This is a genomic window from Gellertiella hungarica, assembly GCF_014197145.1.
Taxonomy (GTDB): domain Bacteria; phylum Pseudomonadota; class Alphaproteobacteria; order Rhizobiales; family Rhizobiaceae; genus Gellertiella; species Gellertiella hungarica.
The window spans coordinates 108,905-128,126 of sequence record NZ_JACIEZ010000001.1 but is presented as its reverse complement, the minus strand read 5'-3'; the positions used below and the strand labels follow the sequence as shown (position 1 = coordinate 128,126).

General features: G+C 65.4%; 17 protein-coding genes. 12 read left to right on the top strand and 5 right to left on the bottom strand.

Features of this window, described 5'->3' with window-relative positions; translation table 11 throughout:
- Positions 1-32 precede the first annotated feature (32 nt).
- Positions 33-1,484: an APC family permease gene (locus tag GGR23_RS00575; protein ID WP_183364153.1), complete on the bottom strand. Its 1,452-nt coding sequence runs from the start codon at positions 1,482-1,484 to the stop codon at positions 33-35.
- 220 nt (positions 1,485-1,704) lie between these two features.
- Between GGR23_RS00575 and GGR23_RS00570 the strand changes: the two genes are divergently transcribed.
- Positions 1,705-3,675 carry a polysaccharide biosynthesis protein gene (locus GGR23_RS00570; protein WP_246364800.1) on the top strand — a complete coding sequence of 657 codons (1,971 nt, stop codon included), beginning with the start codon at positions 1,705-1,707 and terminating at the stop codon, positions 3,673-3,675.
- A 180-nt stretch (positions 3,676-3,855) separates the two neighbouring features.
- On the opposite strand, the gene GGR23_RS00565 is transcribed toward GGR23_RS00570, so the two are convergent.
- Positions 3,856-4,806, bottom strand: a complete 951-nt coding sequence (locus GGR23_RS00565) for a phosphoribosylaminoimidazolesuccinocarboxamide synthase (protein ID WP_183364152.1) — start codon at positions 4,804-4,806, stop codon at positions 3,856-3,858.
- Positions 4,807-5,027: 221 nt separating this feature from the next.
- Here GGR23_RS00565 and GGR23_RS00560 point away from each other — a divergent pair, with 221 nt between their 5' ends.
- Positions 5,028-5,240: a hypothetical protein gene (locus GGR23_RS00560; RefSeq protein ID WP_183364151.1), complete on the top strand. Its 213-nt coding sequence runs from the start codon at positions 5,028-5,030 to the stop codon at positions 5,238-5,240.
- Between the two features lie 59 nt (positions 5,241-5,299).
- Here the strand turns inward: GGR23_RS00560 and GGR23_RS00555 are convergent, their stop codons facing one another.
- Entirely contained in the window at positions 5,300-6,736 is a 1,437-nt protein-coding gene (locus GGR23_RS00555) for an aldehyde dehydrogenase family protein (RefSeq protein ID WP_183364150.1), read from the bottom strand.
- Between the two features lie 182 nt (positions 6,737-6,918).
- On the opposite strand from GGR23_RS00555, the gene cueR reads away from it, so the two are divergent.
- On the top strand, positions 6,919-7,308 hold the full coding sequence (gene cueR, locus GGR23_RS00550; RefSeq protein WP_183364149.1) for a Cu(I)-responsive transcriptional regulator: 390 nt from the start codon (positions 6,919-6,921) through the stop codon (positions 7,306-7,308).
- Positions 7,309-7,310: 2 nt separating this feature from the next.
- Here cueR and GGR23_RS00545 read toward each other — a convergent pair whose 3' ends face one another.
- Complete coding sequence (locus GGR23_RS00545) at positions 7,311-9,767, bottom strand: heavy metal translocating P-type ATPase (protein ID WP_183364148.1); 2,457 nt, start codon at positions 9,765-9,767, stop codon at positions 7,311-7,313.
- A 171-nt stretch (positions 9,768-9,938) separates the two neighbouring features.
- Here GGR23_RS00545 and GGR23_RS00540 point away from each other — a divergent pair, with 171 nt between their 5' ends.
- From GGR23_RS00540 to GGR23_RS22985, 6 genes are all read left to right on the top strand, one after another.
- Entirely contained in the window at positions 9,939-10,136 is a 198-nt protein-coding gene (locus GGR23_RS00540) for a heavy-metal-associated domain-containing protein (RefSeq protein ID WP_183364147.1), read from the top strand.
- A 72-nt stretch (positions 10,137-10,208) separates the two neighbouring features.
- Complete coding sequence (locus GGR23_RS00535; RefSeq protein ID WP_183364146.1) at positions 10,209-11,327, top strand: HPP family protein; 1,119 nt, start codon at positions 10,209-10,211, stop codon at positions 11,325-11,327.
- A 97-nt stretch (positions 11,328-11,424) separates the two neighbouring features.
- Entirely contained in the window at positions 11,425-11,781 is a 357-nt protein-coding gene (locus GGR23_RS00530) for a YbaN family protein (RefSeq protein WP_183364145.1), read from the top strand.
- A gap of 192 nt (positions 11,782-11,973) precedes the next feature.
- Complete coding sequence (locus GGR23_RS00525) at positions 11,974-13,386, top strand: cytochrome ubiquinol oxidase subunit I (protein ID WP_183364144.1); 1,413 nt, start codon at positions 11,974-11,976, stop codon at positions 13,384-13,386.
- Positions 13,376-14,380, top strand: a complete 1,005-nt coding sequence (gene cydB / locus GGR23_RS00520) for a cytochrome d ubiquinol oxidase subunit II (RefSeq protein ID WP_183364143.1) — start codon at positions 13,376-13,378, stop codon at positions 14,378-14,380. Before GGR23_RS00525 ends, cydB begins: the two co-directional genes overlap by 11 nt.
- Positions 14,380-14,493: a DUF2474 domain-containing protein gene (locus GGR23_RS22985; RefSeq protein ID WP_210296802.1), complete on the top strand. Its 114-nt coding sequence runs from the start codon at positions 14,380-14,382 to the stop codon at positions 14,491-14,493. Before cydB ends, GGR23_RS22985 begins: the two co-directional genes overlap by 1 nt.
- Before the next feature lie 3 nt (positions 14,494-14,496).
- Here the strand turns inward: GGR23_RS22985 and GGR23_RS00515 are convergent, their stop codons facing one another.
- Positions 14,497-15,324, bottom strand: a complete 828-nt coding sequence (locus tag GGR23_RS00515; RefSeq protein ID WP_183364142.1) for an alpha/beta hydrolase — start codon at positions 15,322-15,324, stop codon at positions 14,497-14,499.
- 221 nt (positions 15,325-15,545) lie between these two features.
- Here GGR23_RS00515 and GGR23_RS00510 point away from each other — a divergent pair, with 221 nt between their 5' ends.
- The 3 genes from GGR23_RS00510 to kynA are packed head-to-tail and all read left to right on the top strand — an operon-like array spanning position 15,546 to position 19,211.
- Entirely contained in the window at positions 15,546-17,171 is a 1,626-nt protein-coding gene (locus tag GGR23_RS00510; protein ID WP_183364141.1) for an AMP-binding protein, read from the top strand.
- Between the two features lie 5 nt (positions 17,172-17,176).
- Positions 17,177-18,376, top strand: a complete 1,200-nt coding sequence (gene kynU / locus GGR23_RS00505; RefSeq protein ID WP_183364140.1) for a kynureninase — start codon at positions 17,177-17,179, stop codon at positions 18,374-18,376.
- Between the two features lies 1 nt (position 18,377).
- Positions 18,378-19,211, top strand: coding sequence for a tryptophan 2,3-dioxygenase (gene kynA, locus GGR23_RS00500; RefSeq protein ID WP_183364139.1), 834 nt, complete (start codon positions 18,378-18,380; stop codon positions 19,209-19,211).
- The last annotated feature ends 11 nt before the right edge of the window (positions 19,212-19,222 follow it).

Genomic DNA, 19,222 nt, shown 5'->3' with positions numbered 1-19,222 from the left:
GAACCTGTCGGTCCCCGCCCCCGCCTGCAGGATCAGGAATAGGCGCCCGAACCGAGCTTCTGGAAGCGCGAGGGATCGCGCCCGGCAAGCCGGTGCGAGAGGATGAAGCCGATCGCCGCCGCCACCAGCACCAGCGAGGGCAGGATGACGCCGAGCGAGCCGGCTGCCCCCGTCAGATCGCCGAAATGGGCGAAGATGTAGACGAAGAGATAGACCAGCACGAGGCCGCAGATGGCCGGCAGCACCTTGGTCACCACGGCGTTTTCGCCCATCGCGCCGTTGCGCATGAAGAAGCCGATCACCGAGAACGAGGTGACCGCCATCAGGCCGAGAATGCCGAGCGTGCCGAGCTGGGTAAGCCAGGTGAACATGGCCAGCACCGGATCGAGCTGCAGATAGGCAAAGAGCGCGACCACCGCGACCGCGATCACGGTCTGGATCATCGAACCCACGTGCGGGCTCTGGAACTGGGCATGGGTGACGCCGACGCTGTCCGGCAGCAGGCCCTCGCGGCCGGCGACATACTTGTAGCGGGCAACGCCATTGTGGAAGGCAAGCACCGCCGCAAACAGGCTGGAGACGAAGAGGAAGCCCATGATCGTCGGCACCGGCTCGCCGACATAGCGGCCTGCCAGCTCGAACAGGAAGGTGGTCGGGTCCTTCAGGCCCTGCAGCGTCGGCACCAGCTTGTCGATGCCGGCACCGGCTGCCATCAGCCAGGCGGTGATCATGTAGAAGACGCCGATGAGGACCACCGACATGTAGGTCGCACGGGGAACGGTCCGCTCCGGATCGCGCGCCTCCTCGGAATAGATCGTCGTGGCCTCGAAGCCGATGAAGGCCGCGAAGCAGAACAGGATGCCGATGGCGGGCGAGCCGCTGGCAATCTGCGACGGCGAGAAGGGCTCGAGGGTCAGGCCCGCATCGCCGCCCTTGACGAAGATGGCGATGTCGATGACGAGCACGATCAGGTACTCGAGCAGAACCAGGACCATCAGGATCTTGGCGGAAAGATCCACCTGCCGGTAGCCGAGGATGGCAACGATCACCACCGCGATCAGCGACCAGGCCCACCAGGGGATGTCGGCACCGATCAGCGGATTGAAGGTGCCGGCCGAGGCGGCGCCGAGAAGCCCGAGAACGCCGATCTGCATGGCGTTGTAGCTCAGGATGGCGATCATCGCCGACGCGCCGCCCATGCGGCCGCCAAGCCCCCGCGCCGCATAGGCGTAGAAGGCGCCCGCATTCTTCACGTGGCGCGCCATGGCCACATAGCCCACCGCAAAGAGCAGCAGGACGGCGGTAACGATGGCGAAGGAACCGGCAATGCCGGCCCCGTTGCCGAGAAGCATGCTGATCGGCACGCCGCCGGCAACTGCCGTCAGCGGCGCTGCCGCGGAAATGACGAGAAATGTAACTGCCCCTACGCCGAGGCTGTTCTTGCGCAGCTGGTTGGCACCAGCTTCCGACGATGAAACTGCCATGAAACCCTCCTCAGTGACCGGGGCTTCAGGTGATGTTTGCTTATTGTTAACCCCGGAATTCCGGCACAGTCGCAACGAAGCCGGCACTTGTCAAGATAGTTCACATGTTAATTATAGCGAGACACGCTTAGGTGTTAGCAATGTGCTTATATAAAACCTCTTGTAGATTGTGCTTTTCCTGACTGGAGAGGATTGATAAAGAAACGGGAACGCGGTTATGATGCCCGCGACGAAGACAACCAGGCAGTCGATGTATCAGGCGCAAATCATAGCAGCTGTGCTGGCGATCCCGAGATTTTACAAGCGGTTGATTGCGCTCAGCTTCGATGCGTTCCTCTGCGTGCTGACGGTCTGGTTCGCCTACTGCCTTCGCCTGGACGGCTGGGTCGCGATGACCGAGGACAAGTTCCTGCCGGCAGGCGTGTCTCTCTTCCTGGCGATCCCAATCTTCATTTCCTTCGGCTTTTACCGGGCCATCTTCCGCTATGCGGGGGTCGCGGCCTTCATGGCGATTCTCCGCGCGATGGTGATCTACTCGATCGGCTATATCGCGGCCTTCACCATCATCAGCGTGCCCGGCGTGCCGCGCACGATCGGCATCCTCCAGCCGCTGCTGCTGCTGGTCTTCATCTCCGTATCGCGGCTTGCGGCCCGCTACTGGCTTGGCGCGGATTACCGCCGCCAGATCAGGCAGAACACGCGGCCGAACGTGCTCATCTACGGCGCGGGCACCGCGGGGCGACAGATCGCGCTCGCACTCGACGGCAGCACGGAGCTGAAGGTCATCGGCTTCGTCGACGACGACGTGAAGATCCAGGGAAGCCTGTTGCGCGGCGTTCCCATCTGGTCGCCACAGCAGCTCGGCGCGGTCATTTCGAGCCATGACGTGAAGGAAGTGCTGCTGGCGCTGCCCTCCTCCTCCCGTCAGCGTCGCGCCGAAATCCTGGAAGAAATCCGCCGGTTCCGCGTCAACGTGAGAACCGTGCCGGACCTCAACGACATCGCCCAGGGACGTGTGACCGTCACGGACCTGAAGGAGCTCGACATCGAGGACCTGCTCGGCCGCAACGCGATCCTGCCGCGCCCCGACCTGATGGACAAGAACATCCGCGGCAAGATCGTGATGGTCACGGGCGCCGGCGGCTCGATCGGCAGCGAGCTGTGCCGCCAGATCGTGGCCCATGAGCCCGAGGCCCTGATCCTCGTCGAGCAGAGCGAATTCGCGCTCTATGCCATACACCGGGAGCTGGAAAAGAGCACGGTCAAGATCATCCCCATGCTCGCCTCCGTGCGGGACGAAATGCGGATGCGCCAGATCATGGCCGCGATGCGGCCGGACACGCTCTACCATGCAGCCGCCTACAAGCATGTGCCGCTGGTCGAGCAGAACCCGGCCGAAGGCGTGCGCAACAACACGCTGGGCACCATGGTCACCGCCCTTGCCGCACGGGACCATGGCGTGACCGACTTCGTGCTGATCAGCACCGACAAGGCCGTGCGCCCGACGAACATCATGGGCGCCAGCAAACGGCTTGCCGAAATGGTCCTCCAGGCGCTTGCGGCCGAAACCACCGCCGAAAGAGCGACGAATTTCTGCATGGTCCGCTTCGGCAACGTGCTGGGCTCGTCCGGTTCGGTCGTGCCGCTCTTCCGCCAGCAGATCCGCGAGGGCGGCCCGGTCACCCTCACCCATGCGGATGTCACCCGCTATTTCATGACCATTCCGGAAGCGTCCCAGCTGGTGATCCAGGCCGGGGCCATGTCGCGCGGCGGGGATGTCTTCCTGCTCGACATGGGCGAACCCGTCCGCATTTACGATCTTGCCCGCAAGATGATCGAGCTCTCCGGCCTTCAGGTTCGTGACGCGGACAATCCGCAAGGCGATATCGAGATCGAGATCACCGGCATGCGTCCGGGCGAGAAGCTCTACGAGGAACTGCTGATCGGCGACAATCCGCTGCCGACCGACCACCCGCGCATCCTGAAGGCCCATGAGGACATGATGCCCTGGCCGCAGCTCAAGGAGTGGCTGGAAAAGCTCGATACGGCGCTCGAAAAGCAGGATCTGGTGACCGCACGGGATATCCTCTCCCAGCTGGTCTCCGGCTACAAGCCGGAAAGCGAGCTGCACGATCTCCTGATCACCGAGGGCCATGCCGTGCCCGGTCCCGCCGTGCGGCAGGTGGGCTGAGAAGCACATCTTCCTCCCGGGAAACGCCCCGCCCAAAAGGCTCCCCCTGACCCGCCACATCTGTGCGGCGGGCGTTCCTGCTGCCTTCGACCGCACACTCTCCGGGTAATCCCGCAGCACCGGTGCCGCGGGTTGCGCAATCATGGCTCGGAAAGGCCGATATGGCGTCCCGCGCCCGCCTCAGCCGGCCGGGAAATAGGCCGCGAGATTGGCACGCACGCGCTCCAGCGGCGTGGCACCGCTGTCGTCAGGCTCGAACCGCTGCCCGGTGATCGCCTCATAGGCGCGGATATAGACCTTCGAGGTTTCCTCGATCAGGCTTGCCGGAATTTCCGGGATCTCGTCGTGATAGGGGTCGCAGCGTTCCGCGACCCAGGCGCGGACGAAATCCTTGTCGAAGCTCTCCGGACGCTTGCCGGCCTCGAAGGCCGCGTCATAGCTCGAGGCGATCCAGTAGCGGCTGCTGTCGGGCGTATGGATCTCGTCGGCAAGCACGATCCGGCCGGAGGCATCCGTGCCGAACTCGTATTTGGTATCGACCAGAATGAGCCCGTTCTTCGCGGCAAGCTCCTGCCCGCGAGCGAAGAGGGCAAGGGCATAGCGCGCCAGCGTATCCCACTGCTGCTGGGTGAGCAGGCCCTTCGAGACGATCTCGTCCGGAGTGAGCGGTTCGTCATGGCCGCCGTCGAAGGCCTTGCTGGTGGGCGTGATGATCGGCGCGGGGAGCTTCTGGTTGTCCCGCATGCCCTCCGGCAGGGTCACGCCGTACATGCTGCGCTCGCCCTTCTTGTAGAGGGTCAGGATCGAGGTTCCGGTCGTTCCGGCGAGATAGCCGCGCACGACGATCTCGACCGGGAGGATGTCGAGGCGCTGGCCGACCACCACGGCGGGATCGGGATATTCGAGCACGTGGTTGGGGCAGATGTCCGCCGTCTTCTCGAACCAGTAGCGCGCCGTCTGGGTCAGCACCTGGCCCTTGTAGGGAATGCAGGTGAGGATGCGGTCGAAGGCCGAGAGGCGATCGGTGGAAATGATGATGCGGCGGCCATCCGGCAGGTCGTAATTCTCGCGCACCTTGCCGCGATAGTAGTTCGGCAGTTCCGGGAAATGGGCTTCGGAGAGGATGCGCAAGGGAAGATGTCCTTCTTGATGGCAAGCCCCGGCAGGGCTTTCGGCGTGGCCGGAAACTCGTTTTTCACGCCCTTTTTGTCAAGCAAGGATCGCATGGCAGGCCCCGTTTTCGTGGGGTTCGAGCGGTCGAAATGCCGCATTGCGGCACCCTGCGCGGCTCTCTAACTGATCGATGTCAATTGACGGGCGTCAATTGCCCGTTCGGCCGAAGGAGATCCGCGATGATGAAAATGCTGTACCACATCCCCCTGCTCGGCTGGATGCTGAAGGAAGCAGCCAGCGGATCGCAGACGGCACAGACGCTCTTCGTGGTGAATTGCGCGCTTGTCTGGCTCTTGGCAGCCATCTTCTTCGGCTATCCCGCGATCATCATCCCGGCGCTGGTCGCCGTGCCGCTGATCTTCGTCGTGCTGATCACGATCACCAAGGGCTGACGGAAAAGGGCCGCCCGAAAGGCGGCCCTCCATCCATTGTCCAGCCAGGGCGGCAGCCTTCAGCCGGCGAGCGTGTACTGGGTCTTCACGGTGGTGAAGAATTCCGCCGCATAGCGCCCCTGCTCGCGCGGACCGAAGGACGAGCCCTTGCGGCCGCCGAACGGCACGTGGAAGTCCACCCCTGCCGTCGGCAGGTTGACCATCACCATGCCGGCTTCGGCATTCCGCTTGAAGTGGGTTGCGTGTTTCAGGCTGGTGGTGGCGATGCCGGAGGACAGGCCGAAGGGCGTGTCGTTGGCCACCGCCAGCGCTTCCTCGTAATCCTTCACCCGGATGACCGAGGCGACCGGCCCGAAGATCTCTTCGCGGCTGATGCGCATCTGGTTGGTCGCTTCGGTGAAGAGCGCCGGCTGCAGGTAGAAGCCCTCCGTCTCGCGGTTCAGCCGCTCGCCGCCGAAGACCAGCTTAGCGCCTTCGCGCTTGCCGATTTCCACGTAATCCATGTCCTGCGCCAGCTGGCTCGCATCGACCACCGGGCCGATCTGCGTGCCGGCCTTCAGCGCGTTGTCGACCACGACCGACTTCATGCGCTCGGTGAGCGCGGCGACGAACCGGTCATGGATGCCCTCGGTGACGATGAGGCGCGAGGACGCCGTGCAGCGCTGGCCGGTGGAGAAGAAGGCCGAGTTCAGCGACGCCTCGACGGCGACGTTGAGGTCCGCATCGTCGAGCACGACGAAGGGGTTCTTGCCGCCCATTTCCAGCTGGTACTTGCGGTTATGCTCGATGGAGGCCATGGCGACCCGCTTGCCGGTGCCGGTGGAGCCGGTGAAGGTCATTGCGTTGACATCGGGGCTGTCGAGCATGGCCTGGCCAACGACCGAGCCCTTGCCCATAACGAGGTTCAGCACGCCTGCCGGCAGGCCGGCGCGGTGCAGGATGTCGACGATCGCCCAGGCGCAGCCCGGAACCAGTTCCGCAGGCTTGAAGACGACCGTGTTGCCATAGGCGAGCGCGGGCGCGATCTTCCAGGCCGGGATGGCGATCGGGAAGTTCCACGGCGTGATGATGCCGACCACGCCCACGGCCTCGCGGGTGATCTCGACGCCGATGTTCGGACGCACGGAGGGAATGGTTTCGCCCGCCAGGCGAAGGCACTCGCCGGCGAAGAAATCGAAGATCTGGCCTGCGCGGATCGTTTCGCCGATGCCTTCGGCGAGCGTCTTGCCCTCCTCGCGCGAGAGCAGCCGGCCCAGCTCTTCCTTGCGGGCCATGATCTCGTCGGAGGCCTTGCGCAGGATCGCGTGGCGCTCGAGAATGCCGGAGCGCGACCAGGCCGGGAAGGCCGCCTTGGCCGCCGCGATCGCCGCCTGCACGTCGGCCGCGTCGGCGCGGGCATAGAGACCCACGATGTCGGACGTATCGGACGGATTGATGTTCTCGATGGCATTGGAGCCGGTCCAGGTGCCGCCGATGAGATTCTGGTGAATGGTCATGGTATCCTTCCGGGGGTTTCCGTCTGAGGCTGAATGTCGAGGCTGATATATCACTTCGAAACCGGGGCGCAAATGCCGTGTGGACACAAAGAACAAATTCTTGGCCCGTTTGCGACGCCCCTTGAGCTTCCAGCAGCTGGAAGGTTTATGATGCCCCTCGAAGGATCATCACGGAGATCGCCATGAATATCGGTACCGCATCGCTGAAATCGGGGCTGCCGCCCAAGACCATCCGCTATTACGAGGAGATCGGCCTGATCCGCTCGGACCGCCGGCAGAACGGCTACCGGGATTATTCCGAGAAGGATGTGCGCCGTCTGCACTTCGTCCACCGCGCCCGGGATCTCGGCTTTTCCGTCGAGGAATGCCGCCAGCTGCTGTCGCTTTACGACGACGAGGCGCGCGAAAGCAGCGAGGTGAAGGCAATCGCCGAACTGAAGCTCGGCGAGATCGAGCGGAAGATCGCGGAGCTGACGTCGCTGAAGAAGTCGCTCCATCATCTCGTCGCCCATTGCCATGGCGACGACCGGCCCGACTGCCCCATCATCGAGGGGCTGGCGGGCCGGGTCTGAGATCAGGCGACGGCCCGGAAGCGCTTCAGCCGCAGGGCATTGCCGAGGACGAAGACGCTGGAGAGCGCCATGGCACCGGCGCCCAGCATGGGCGACAGGGTGATGCCGGCGACCGGATAGAGCAGGCCGGCGGCCACGGGGATGAGCACCACGTTATAGGCGAAGGCCCAGAACAGGTTGCCGGCAATGTTCGTCATCGTCGCGCGCGAGAGCGCGATGGCATTGGCGGTGCCCTTGAGGTCGCCACCCATCAGCACCACGTCGGCGCTTTCGATGGCGATGTCGGTTCCGGTGCCGACCGCCAGGCCCACATCCGCTTCCGCCAGCGCCGGCGCATCGTTGATGCCGTCGCCGACGAAGGCGACGCGGGCACCCTCGGCCTTCAGCCGCTTGATCACCTCCACCTTGCCCGAGGGCAACACTTCGGCGACCACCTCGTCGATGCCGAGTTCCCGGCCGATGGCCTCTGCGGTCGAGCGGACGTCGCCGGAGATCATCACCACCTTGAGGCCGAGGCCGTGCAGGGCGCGGATCGCATCGGGGGTCGTCTTCTTCACCGGATCGGCAATGCCGAAGACCGCGGCCAGCCGTCCGTCGACCGCCATGTAGAGCGGCGTGCGGGCCTTTTCCGCAAGCGCTTGCACGCCTGCCGAAAGCGGGCCGGAATCCACGCCCAGCCGGTCCATGTAGCGGCGGGCGCCGATGGCAACCCGGCGGCCGGCCACCTCGGCAGCCACGCCGAACCCCGCTTCCGCGGCAAAGCCGGAGACCGGCTGCAGGGCAAGACCCTCCTCCCGGGCGCGATCGACGATGGCGCGGGCGGCAGGGTGCTCGGACTGCTCCTCGATCGAGGCCGCAAGCGCCAGGAGCGCGGCACGATCCTCGCCCTCGGCGGTCAGCACGTCGGTGAGGACGGGATGGCCTTCGGTCAGCGTGCCCGTCTTGTCGACGGCGACCACGGTCACGTCACGCAGGTCCTGCAGGGCTTCGCCGTTGCGGAACAGGGTTCCCATTTCCGCCGCGCGGCCGGTACCGGTCATGATCGAGGCCGGCGTGGCAAGGCCCATGGCGCAGGGGCAGGCGATGATCAGCACCGCCACCGCATTGACCAGCGCATGCGACAGCTGCGGCTCCGGACCGACGATCATCCAGACGGCAAAGGTGAGAAGCGCAATCGCCATCACGGCCGGCACGAACCAGGCCGTTACCCGGTCGACCATGGCCTGCACCGGCAGCTTCGCGCCCTGCGCGCTTTCCACCATGCGGATGATCTGCGCCAGCACGGTATCCTCGCCGACGCGGGTCACGGTGTAGGTAAGGCCTCCCGTGCCGTTCACGGTGCCGCCGGTGAGCTCGGCGCCCTTCTCCTTGAGGACGGGGACGGGCTCTCCCGAGATCATGGATTCGTCGACGAAGGACTGGCCCTCCAGCACCTCGCCATCCACCGGCACCCGTTCGCCCGGCCGCAGCTGGACCACGTCTCCCGCCACGACCGTCTCCACCGGCACGTCCACGAAGGCCCCGTCCCGGGCGATGCGGGCTGTCTTGGCCTGCAGCTTCATCAGCTTGCTGATCGCCTCGCTGGTGCGGCCCTTGGCGCGGGCCTCCATCATGCGTCCGAAGAGGATGAGGACGACGATGACGGCGGCGGATTCGAAATAGACCTGCGCCGTGCCCTGCGGCAGCGCCTCGGGGAAGAAGGTCGCGAAGGTGGAATAGGCCCAGGCCGCTGCCGTGCCGACCACCACGAGCGAATTCATGTCCGGCGCAAGGCGCCACAGCGCGGGAATGCCCTTGCGGAAGAAGCGCAGGCCCGGCCCGAAGAGGACGATGGTGGTGAGCAGGAAGGAGAAAATCCGCAGTGGCTGCTCGCCGAAACGCATCATCAGCGCATGGTGGAAGCTGTCCGAGAGATGGGCGCCCATTTCCACGACGATGACGGGTATGGAAAGCAAGGCGGCAATCGCGACTTCGCGCTTCAGCAGGCGGTACTCCTGCGCACGCGCCGCCTCCCTGTCCCATCCGGCAGCCGCGCGGTCGGTGACGGGCTTCGCCTCGTAGCCGATGCGGGCCACGGCCGCCGCAAGGGCGGCGGGCGTCACGCCCGATATGGCCGTCACGGTCGCCTGGTTCGTGGCGAGATTGGCGGTGGCAGACACCACGCCCGGCACGCCGGCAAGCGCCTTTTCGACACGCCGCACGCAGGAGGCGCAGGTCATGCCCTCGATGTCGAGCGTCACGGTTTCCTCCGGCACCGCATAGCCCGCCTTCTCGATGGCGGCGATGACCGCGCCGGATGCCGCGGGATCGAGCGTCACGTCGGCGCTTTCCGTCGCCAGGTTGACGGTTGCGGCAGTAACGCCGGGCACGGCGGCAATCGCCTTTTCCACCCGGCGGACACAGGATGCACAGGTCATTCCCTCCACGGGGATTACCTGGCGCAAAGCGTTCTCAGCCATGGTCAATTCCTTTCCTGATCCGAGATGAACCAAGGCGTAGTCCTTCCAGTCACTGGAAGGTCAACTGCCTTTTTCTCAGGCGGCAAACAAATCTTTTCGGTTGACCTTCCTGCCACTGGAAGGACCATAGAGGCATGGCATGATCTATCAACGGCTCGAAAGGACAAGGACATGATCGAACTCAACGTACCGGACATGAGCTGCGGCCATTGCATCGCCACCATCACCAAGACGGTTCAGTCGCTCGACAGCGCGGCTAGCGTCAAGGCCGATCTCTCGACGCGCAGCGTCAGCATCGAGACGAAAGCCGATAAGGGAACAGTCACCGCCGCGCTTGAAGAAGCCGGCTACCCCGCAATCGTGAAATAACGCGGCTGTTGCTCCTTCTCGGGCGGGTCTGGTCACCCGCCCGCCTTTCCCGCCAAGGCAAGGCCTCACTTCATGGAAACCATCCACCTCTTCCTGGCGCGGCTGGTACCGGCGCTTCCGCGGATTTCGCCGCGCGAGATCGTGCGGATCGGCATCGGGGCGCTGATCGGCATAGCGCTGACCGGCTACCTCACCTCGATCATGGTGCCGGGCTCGGCCCTTCCCTATCTCATTCCGCCGCTCGGCGCATCCGCCGTGCTGCTCTTCGGCGTTCCCGCAAGTCCGCTTGCGCAGCCCTGGTCGATCCTCGGCGGCAACGGGGTGAGCGCACTCGTCGGCGTGACGGTGGCGATGCTGGTGCCGGATGTCTTCCTGGCCTCGGCGCTGGCCGTGTCGCTGGCCATCGTCGCGATGATCCTGTGCCGCTGCCTTCATCCGCCGGGCGGCGCGGTCGCCCTGACGGCCGTTCTCGGCGCCCCCGCCATCCATTCCGCCGGCTATCATTTCGTGCTGATGCCCGCCGCGCTCAATTCGCTGCTGCTGCTCGTGGTGGCGCTGCTCTACAACAATCTGACGGGACACCGCTATCCGCACGCCCTGCCGGCAAAACCGCAGCCCGTCCCGCATGCAACCCAGGATCCGCCGCCGACGCAGCGCGCCGGCCTCCTTCGGCCGGATCTGGAGGCCGCACTCGCCCAGTATGACGAGATCCTCGACATCGCCCCGGAAGACCTGGAGGCGATCCTGCAGCAGCTTCAGCTGAAGACCTTCGAGCGCCGCTCGGGCGGCATTCGGGTGGAGCACATCATGTCCCGCGACGTGGTGGCGGTCGCACCGGGCACGACGCTGGAGGCGGCAATGGCCGCCATGACCCGCCACGACATCCGCGATCTGCCGGTGACGGAACCGACGGGCCACCTGCGCGGCATCTTCACCCAGTCAGACCTCATGCGGGCCCTGGCGCTGCACGGTCGCAACGAGCTGACGCATCCCGTTGGCGACTACATGACGGCGAAGGTGGAGACGGCGAAGGCCGAACAGCCGATTGCCCTTCTGGTGCCGGCCATGGCCGATCGCGGACTGCACGCCATGCCGGTGGTGGATGCCGAAGGGCGGCTGACGGGCATGCTGACCCAGTCGGATCTGATCGCCGGCCTCTTTGCCCGGCGCAGCGTGATCGAGGTGGCCTGAGCGAGGGAGGCTGTGAGTCGCGACGGAAAACCGCTTCGCACTCGGCGGGCGAATCCTGTAATCAGGGCAGACTGCTTCACGAACCGCCGGGTCTTCCATGCGCTACGTCTATCTGGGCTTCGGCTGGTTTTTCGTCGCCCTCGGCATCATCGGGGCCTTTCTGCCGGTCATGCCGACGACGATCTTCCTCATTCTCGCGGCCTGGTGCTTTGCCCGCTCCTCGCCGGAGCTGGAAGCCTGGCTGCTGGCCCATCCGCTGTTCGGCGAGCCCCTGCGCAACTGGCGTGAACGGGGCGCGATCTCGAGGCGCGCCAAGATCGTCGCCTGCAGCATGATCGCCGGAAGCTATGGCCTGTTCTTCCTGCTCAACCAGCCGGGCCCGCGCCTCGCGGTGCTGGTCTTCGTGCTGATGGCAGCCCCCGCGCTCTTCGTGGCGACACGTCCGCACGAGTAGAGGATACGCTTTTTGCGTGCAATCGGAATGGCTCGCTTTGCCGCAGGACATCCTGCCGCGCTGCGGCAATCTGCGCGGTCCGGAAGGCATAATGCCGCATAATCTTGATCTTCCTCAAAAGAGTGCGACATTCTACCGGCGATAGCAAGCGTCGTGGCAGAGGCCGCGACCGGAAACGGAGGATGACCGACCGTGTCCCTTTTTGCCGATGCCGAACTGCTCGCCCGGCTGCAATTCGCCTTTACCGTGTCCTTTCACATCATCTTTCCGGCCTTCTCCATCGGCCTGGCGAGCTATCTGGCCGTGCTGGAAGGTCTCTGGCTGTGGAAGAAGGACAAGCTCTACCTGGAGCTCTTCGACTTCTGGAAGACGATCTTCGCCATCGCCTTCGCCATGGGCGTGGTCTCGGGCATCGTGATGTCCTATCAGTTCGGCACGAACTGGAGCGTCTTCTCCGACAAGGCCGGACCGGTGATCGGCCCCCTGATGGGCTACGAGGTGCTGACGGCCTTCTTCCTCGAAGCCGGCTTCCTCGGCGTCATGCTCTTCGGGCGCACCCGCGTCGGCCCGGGCCTGCACTTCTTCGCCACCCTGATGGTGGCGGTCGGCACGCTGATTTCCGCCACCTGGATCCTCGCGGTGAATTCCTGGATGCAGACGCCGCAGGGCTTTGCGATCAACGAGGCCGGCCAGTTCATCCCCGTCGACTGGTGGGCGATCATCTTCAATCCCTCCTTCCCCTACCGGCTGGCGCACATGGTGCTTGCCGCCTATCTCACCACCGCGCTTGTGGTCGGTGCCGTCGGCGCCTGGCATCTGCTTGCCCGCCACCGCGATCCGCGCGCCTCGAAGATGTTCTCGATGGCGATGGGCATGGTGGCCATCACCGCGCCGATCCAGATCCTTGCCGGCGACCTGCACGGGCTGAACACGCTCGAACACCAGCCGGCGAAGGTGATGGCCATGGAAGGGCATTTCGACAGCCATCCGAACGGCGCGCCGCTGATCCTCTTCGGCCTGCCGAACCAGGAGGAAAAGCGCGTCGACTACGCGATCTCGATCCCCTATCTCTCGAGCCTCATCCTGCATCACGGCCTGACCGCGCCGGTCGCGGGCCTCGATACCATTCCCGACGACAAGGAACCGCCCGTCGCCATCGTCTTCTGGTCGTTCCGCGTGATGGTGGGGCTCGGCATGCTGATGCTGGCGCTCGGCCTCTACAGCCTCTACCACCGCTACAAGGGCACGCTGACGACGGCGCCCTGGCTGCACCGCTTCGCCCTTGCCATGGGCCCCGCGGGTTTCGTCGCGGTGCTGGCGGGCTGGATCACCACCGAGGTCGGCCGGCAGCCCTACACGATCTACGGCCACCTGCTGACGGCAGAATCGCGCTCGGCCATCGCCGCGCCCGCGGTCGCGACCTCGCTGATCGCCTTCATCATCGTCTATTTCCTCGTCTTCGGGGCCGGCACCTTCTACATCCTGCGCCTGATGAAGCGTCTCCCGGAGGATCCGGAAGAGGAACTGGACGAAGGGCCGCTGCGCACGCACGCCCTGCCGAACCCTGCCCATCCCGCCACGAAAGGAGAGCACGATGGTCATTGACCTCCCCTTCCTCTGGGCCGCCATCATCGCCTTCGCGGTCCTTGCCTATGTGGTCATGGACGGCTTCGATCTCGGGATCGGCATCCTCTTTCCCTTCTTTCCGGAAAAGCGCGACCGCGACCTGATGATGAATTCCGTCGCCCCCGTCTGGGACGGCAACGAAACCTGGCTGGTGCTGGGCGGCGGCGGGCTGCTCGCGGTCTTCCCGCTCGCCTATGCGATCGTGCTGCCGGCGCTCTACATGCCGCTGATCATCATGCTGCTGGCGCTGATCTTCCGCGGTGTCGCCTTCGAGTACCGCTGGCGCACGCGGCGGGCGGAATTCCTCTGGAACCACGCCTTTGCATGGGGCTCCACCGTCGCGGCCTTCTGCCAGGGCATTGCCCTCGGCGCGCTCGTGCAGGGCATCAAGGTGGAAAACCGCGCCTATGCCGGCGGCTGGTGGGACTGGCTGACCCCGTTCTCCATCGCCACGGGCGTGGCGCTGGTCATCGGCTACACGCTGCTCGGCGCCACCTGGCTCGCCATGAAGACCGACGGACCGCTCAACGAACGGGCCCGGACGATCGCCCGGATCGCGGCCTTCGGCACGGTCGGCGCCATGGGCATCTTCAGCCTCTGGACGCCCTTTACCGAGCCGCTCTATGTCGAACGCTGGTTCAACGGGCCGACGGCGGTGTTCTCCTTCCTCGTCCCGGTGCTCGTGCTCGGCTGCCTCTACGTGATCCTGCGCGGCCTGAGGGACGGGCACGACTGGAAGCCTTTCGTGGCCTCGCTCGGGCTGTTCCTGCTCGGCTATGCCGGCATCGGCATCAGCTTCTATCCCTATATCGTGCCGCCGTCGGTGACGATCTGGGATGCCGCGGCGCCCGATTCCAGCCTGGCCTTCCTGCTGGCCGGCGCCGTCGTGCTGGTGCCGATGATCCTCTGCTACACCGCCTATTCCTACTGGGTGTTCCGCGGCAAGATCTCGGAAGACGACGGGTACCACTGATGGCAGGCGCCCCGATGAAAAGCCGGCTCGTCTGGTTCGTGGCGCTCTGGCTGCTGGGCGTCGGCGCGACGGGGCTCGTCGCGCTCGTCATCAAGGTCTGGCTCGGCGCGTGAGGATCAGCCGATCCAGGTGCGCACGAGCAGCGAGGCGGGATCCGCCAGATCGTCGATGACGTCGAAGTGATGCCGGTCCGGCTCTTCCCAGGCAAAGGTGGTTGCCCCGAGCCCGATCCAGATATTGGCGAGCAGCGCGTTCTGCCGGCGGAATTCCGCCCGCTCCGCACCCCCTGCCCAGCAGGTCAGCCGGGTGCCGTCGACGGGGCGCAGCAGCGCCGGACTTTCGGCCCGCGCCGTCTCCTCGTCGAGCCTCAGCGTCGGACGCATGTCCGTGCGGATGATGGGGCGCAGATCGTGGACGCCGGACAGCGACAGCACATGGGCGATCCGCGCCTGCACGGTCGCCGGCAGCGGCGCATCCATGCAGGCCATGCGGGTGACGAGGTGCCCGCCCGCCGAATGCCCGGCAAGGTGGATCGGCCCGCCGATCCGGCCGGCCGCCGCGGAGATGGCCGCACCCACATCCCGCGCGATTTCGGCAATCGTCGCCTCCGGCGCGAGCCGGTAGGAGGGCATGGCAACCGCGAAGCCATGGGCCAGGGCGCCTGCCGCCAGATGCGACCAGGTGGATTTGTCGAAGGCCATCCAGTAGCCGCCATGGACGAAGACCGCCAGTCCCTTCGGCTTGGCCTCCGGCAGGAAGAGATCGTATCGATGCCGGGGATTGTCGCCATAGGCGATGTCGAGCTCCGCCCGTCCCTTCTCCTGAAGCGCCGCGCGGAAGCGGGCTGCGGGCCTGTCCCAGGCATCGGGCCAGCGCTCCGACCCCGCGATATGCGCCCCGTTCTGGTAGGCAACCTCGAAATCGCTTACCCTCTGTCCGAACATGCCCGTCCTCCCTTGCTGTCGGCAGGAGCCTAGCCACGCCGGCAGCGGCAATCAAGGCTGTTATTTCAAGCTTGAAATAAAGCGAGCCGTGTGCAAACTTGGGTGCATTCCGGCCCGTGACACGCGGTGACCGTAGAGGACCCGGAGTGGTCCAGCGTCTTTAGAGAGGCGCACCCATAATCCAAAAACGAAAATAGCCCGCCAAGGGGGGAGCACCCGTGATGCTTAGTCCGTCAGCCCATGTGGACGATTTTGCCCGCAAGAACCTGCCGCCTGTGGAGGAATGGCCGGATTTCCTGCTCGAAGGCTTCGACTATCCCGATTACCTGAACGCCGCCGTGGAGCTCACCGATCGCATGGTGGAAAAGGGGTTCGGCGACAATACCGCGCTGATCGGCAATGGCCGCAGGCGCACCTACAAGGAACTGACCGACTGGTCGAATCGCCTCGCCCATGCGCTGGTCGAGAATTACGGCCTGAAGCCCGGGAACCGGGTGCTGATCCGCTCCGCCAACAACCCCGCCATGATCGCCTGCTGGCTTGCCGCAACCAAGGCCGGCGCCGTCGTCGTCAATACCATGCCCATGCTGCGCTCGGGCGAACTCACCAAGATCATCGACAAGGCGGAAATCTCGCTGGCGCTCTGCGACACGCGCATCATGGACGAGCTGACGCTGGCCGCCAAGGACAGCCGGTTCCTGAAGACGGTCGTCGGCTTCGACGGCACCGCCAACCACGATGCCGAACTCGACCGGGTGGCCCTCGACAAGCCGGTGCGCTTCGAGGCCGTCCGCACGGGACGGGACGACGTGGCGCTGCTCGGCTTCACCTCCGGCACGACAGGCAATCCGAAGGCGACCATGCATTTCCACCGCGACCTGCTGATCATCGCCGATGCCTATGCGAAGGAGGTGCTTCAGGTCCGGCCGGACGACGTCTTCGTCGGCTCCCCGCCGATCGCCTTCACCTTCGGGCTTGGCGGGCTTGCGATCTTCCCCTTGCGCTTCGGCGCGGCGGCGGCCCTTCTGGAGCACGCGACCCCGCCCAACATGGTCGACATCATCGAGACCTACAGGGCCACCATCTGCTTCACCGCCCCCACCGCCTACCGGGCCATGCTGGCGGCGATGGACAAGGGGGCGGACCTTTCCTCCCTGCGCATCGCCGTTTCCGCCGGCGAAACCCTTCCCGGCCCCGTCTACGAAAGCTGGGTGGAGAAGACCGGCAAGCCGATCCTCGACGGCATCGGCGCGACCGAGATGCTGCATGTCTTCATCTCCAACCGGCTGGATGACCGCGGCCCCGGCACAACGGGACGGCCGGTGACCGGCTACGAGGCGCGGATCGTCGACGACGCCATGAACGAGGTGCCGCGCGGCACCGTCGGAAAGCTCGCCGTTCGCGGCCCGACCGGCTGCCGCTACCTCGCCGACGACAGGCAGAGGAACTACGTGAAGCAGGGCTGGAACCTGACGGGCGACGCCTTCTACCAGGACGAGGACGGGCGCTTCCATTTCGCCGCCCGCGCCGACGACATGATCATTTCCGCCGGATACAACATCGCAGGCCCCGAGGTGGAGGCGGCCCTGCTGACCCATCCGCACGTGCTGGAATGCGCCGTCATCGGCGCGCCGGACGAAACGCGCGGGCAGATCGTGGAGGCGCATGTGGTGCTGAAGCCCGGCATCGATCCCTCCGACGCGCTGACGCTGGAACTGCAGATGCATGTGAAGGCAACCATCGCACCCTACAAATATCCGCGCTCGGTCAAGTATACTGCCGCCCTGCCCAAGACGCAGACCGGCAAGATCCAGCGCTTCCAGCTCAAGAACCCAACGAACGGCTGACAGACATGACCGCATCGATTTTCGACAAGACCCGCACGCTCTTCGACCTGCCCGAGGGCGTCATCTATCTGGACGGCAATTCGCTGGGGGCCCTGCCCCGGGCTGCGCGCGAAAGGGTGGCCCGCGAGGTGAACCACAGCTGGGGCCACGAGCTCATCCGCGCCTGGAACACCTGCGGCTGGATCGACCTGCCCGCCGAGGTGGGCCGCAAGATCGGCCGGCTGATCGGCGCACCCGAGGGCTCCGTCATTGCCGCCGACTCGACCTCGATCAACCTGTTCAAGGCGCTGACGGCAGCGCTCCGGCTTGCCGGGGAGCGGAAGGTGATCCTGTCCGATACCGGCAACTTCCCGAGCGACCTCTACATCGCCGAGGGCGTGATCGAGACCATGGGCCAGGGCCACCGCCTGAAGGTGGTCGCCCCCGACGACGTCGAGGCGGCGATCGGCGACGACGTGGCCGTGCTGATGCTGACGGAGGTGGATTACGCCACCGGACGCAAGCACGACATGAAGGCGCTGACCGCGAAGGCAAGGGCGCATGGCGTGCTGACCATCTGGGATCTCGCCCATTCCGCCGGCGCCTTCCCGGTGGACCTCCACGGGGCGGGTGCGGATTTCGCCATCGGCTGCGGCTACAAGTATCTGAACGGCGGCCCGGGCGCTCCGGCCTTCATCTATGTCCGCCCCGAACTTCAGGAGAAGATCACGCCGTCGCTCTCCGGCTGGCTCGGCCATGACGCGCCCTTCCAGTTCGAGCTCGGCTATCGCCCGGCAGGCTCCATCGACCGCATGCGCGCCGGCACGCCCCCGGTTCTTTCCATGGCCGCGCTCGATGCCGCCCTTTCCGTCTGGGACGGGATCGAGATGGCGGATGTGCGCGCCCGTTCCATCGAGCTTTGCGAGATCTTCATCCGCGAGGTGGAGGCCCGCTGCCCGACGCTGACGCTCGCCTCGCCGCGCAATCCCGAGCAGCGCGGAAGCCAGGTCTCCTTCCGGCACGAGCAGGGCTTTGCCATCATGCAGGCGCTCATCGCCCATCTGGTGATCGGCGACTTCCGCGCGCCCAACATCATCCGCTTCGGCTTCACCCCGCTCTATGTCACGCCCGCAGACGCCGTGAAGGCGGCGGAGGTTCTGGAGCGCGTGATGAAGGAGAGGCTCTACGAGAAGCCGGAATACCAGAAGAAGGGCAAGGTGACCTGACATGACCGAGAAGAACGGCGAGACCCATGAAGGGGCGGTGCTCGATTTCTCGCGCCGCATGTCCTACTCCAACTATCTGAGCCTGGAGAAGGTGCTCAATGCGCAGCACCCCCTTTCCACCGCCCATGACGAGCTGCTCTTCATCATCCAGCACCAGACCTCCGAGCTCTGGATGAAGCTCGCGATCCACGAGATCCGCGCCGCGCTGAAATGCCTGCGCGCCAACGATCTCCAGCCCGCCTTCAAGATGCTCTCCCGCGTGGCCCGCATCTTCGAACAGCTGAACAGCGCCTGGGACGTGCTGCGCACCATGACGCCTTCGGAATATACCGATTTCCGCGATGCGCTCGGCCAGTCCTCCGGCTTCCAGTCCTGGCAGTACCGGGCGATCGAGTTTCTGGCCGGCAACCGGAACCTGACGCTGCTGAAGCCGCATGCGCACGACCCCGACATCATGCGCGAACTCGAAGCCATCCTCGCGGAGCCCGCGCTCTACGACGAGGCCGTCCAGCTGCTTGCCCGCAACGGCTTCGACATCGGCGAAGGCTCCGTCGTCAATCCGGACGGAACGCGCGGCGAGAGCGAGAAGGTTCTCGAAGCCTGGGCGGAGGTCTATCGCGATCCGCGCAGATACTGGGAACTCTACGAACTGGCGGAAAAGCTGATCGACTTCGAGGATTATTTCCGCCGCTGGCGCTTCAACCACGTGACCACGGTGGAGCGCGTCATCGGCATGAAGCGCGGCACCGGAGGCACGGTCGGGGTCTCCTATCTGAAGCGGATGCTCGAAGTGGTGCTCTTCCCCGAACTCTGGCGGGTGCGCACCGCGCTGTGACGACGGGCAGC

Bases quoted from the DNA above. Each gene is read 5' to 3' on its own strand.
- GGR23_RS00575 (WP_183364153.1), bottom strand. From the start codon at position 1,484: ATGGCAGTTTCATCGTCGGAAGCTGGTGCCAACCAGCTGCGCAAGAAC.
- GGR23_RS00570 (WP_246364800.1), top strand. From the start codon at position 1,705: ATGCCCGCGACGAAGACAACCAGGCAGTCGATGTATCAGGCGCAAATC.
- GGR23_RS00560 (WP_183364151.1), top strand. From the start codon at position 5,028: ATGATGAAAATGCTGTACCACATCCCCCTGCTCGGCTGGATGCTGAAG.
- GGR23_RS00555 (WP_183364150.1), bottom strand. From the start codon at position 6,736: ATGACCATTCACCAGAATCTCATCGGCGGCACCTGGACCGGCTCCAAT.
- cueR (WP_183364149.1), top strand. From the start codon at position 6,919: ATGAATATCGGTACCGCATCGCTGAAATCGGGGCTGCCGCCCAAGACC.
- GGR23_RS00545 (WP_183364148.1), bottom strand. From the start codon at position 9,767: ATGGCTGAGAACGCTTTGCGCCAGGTAATCCCCGTGGAGGGAATGACC.
- GGR23_RS00540 (WP_183364147.1), top strand. From the start codon at position 9,939: ATGATCGAACTCAACGTACCGGACATGAGCTGCGGCCATTGCATCGCC.
- GGR23_RS00535 (WP_183364146.1), top strand. From the start codon at position 10,209: ATGGAAACCATCCACCTCTTCCTGGCGCGGCTGGTACCGGCGCTTCCG.
- GGR23_RS00530 (WP_183364145.1), top strand. From the start codon at position 11,425: ATGCGCTACGTCTATCTGGGCTTCGGCTGGTTTTTCGTCGCCCTCGGC.
- cydB (WP_183364143.1), top strand. From the start codon at position 13,376: ATGGTCATTGACCTCCCCTTCCTCTGGGCCGCCATCATCGCCTTCGCG.
- GGR23_RS22985 (WP_210296802.1), top strand. From the start codon at position 14,380: ATGGCAGGCGCCCCGATGAAAAGCCGGCTCGTCTGGTTCGTGGCGCTC.
- GGR23_RS00515 (WP_183364142.1), bottom strand. From the start codon at position 15,324: ATGTTCGGACAGAGGGTAAGCGATTTCGAGGTTGCCTACCAGAACGGG.
- GGR23_RS00510 (WP_183364141.1), top strand. From the start codon at position 15,546: ATGCTTAGTCCGTCAGCCCATGTGGACGATTTTGCCCGCAAGAACCTG.
- kynU (WP_183364140.1), top strand. From the start codon at position 17,177: ATGACCGCATCGATTTTCGACAAGACCCGCACGCTCTTCGACCTGCCC.
- kynA (WP_183364139.1), top strand. From the start codon at position 18,378: ATGACCGAGAAGAACGGCGAGACCCATGAAGGGGCGGTGCTCGATTTC.